This is a genomic window from Roseovarius sp. D0-M9, from assembly GCF_037083805.1.
Classification (GTDB): Bacteria; Pseudomonadota; Alphaproteobacteria; order Rhodobacterales; family Rhodobacteraceae; genus Roseovarius.
This window is the reverse complement of the sequence record NZ_JBAPKZ010000139.1, coordinates 1-599: the sequence shown is the minus strand read 5'-3', so window position 1 is coordinate 599 and position 599 is coordinate 1. Positions and strand designations below refer to the sequence as shown.

Genomic DNA, 599 nt, shown 5'->3' with positions numbered 1-599 from the left:
TTATCAGGCGCGAGTAAGCGCAACCGAGTTGGGAAGCTTTATGCGCTTCGCCTTTGTCCGACAGGGACTGCACGATGAGACCACCACCTTTAGGCTTGAGCTCAAAGCCTTCCGATCGGAGCGTCTCCTGGAGCTCATCCCAAGATGTGGACCCACGGACTGCTGCCTTGAATTTCACGCGAAGACTACCGGAACATTCCAACAAGTCCGAGGTCTGAGTTCTTTCACTTTGGGTATGGCTGGTTCGCTGGCGCTGGTAGCGCAGTGCGACAACGGAGGGCAGGCCCATCTTGCGGCCGGGCGTGGACCCATGGCCATCTGGCGGGGGGCCGCGTTGCCCCATTCCAGGCGTTCCCGTCGTTATCGTCTGGCCAGCGTTACCGCCGTTTCCCACTGTTACTGTTACCGGGTGGAGAGGGTACCGATGACCGCTCGGGTCCTCCCCCCCTGCGGGGCTTCCGAGGGGTGCGCGGAGCCCCGGTGCGTGACATTTTTTGGCTTCTTCGCGGTTTGTGTGGGTGTGCGGGTCTCCGGTCAGTTCACGACCACACCAGATGTTGTGTCGTAGGGTGACGCGGGCAGGTGCTTGAGCCGACCGG

At 61.4% G+C, this 599-nt stretch carries 1 protein-coding gene; it reads right to left on the bottom strand.

Going from position 1 to position 599, the window contains the following annotated elements; translation table 11 throughout:
• Positions 1 to 289, bottom strand: a 289-nt coding sequence (locus V8352_RS21910) for a hypothetical protein (protein WP_442971090.1), incomplete at its 3' end; no start/stop codon positions are given.
• Between the last annotated feature and the right edge of the window lie 310 nt (positions 290 to 599).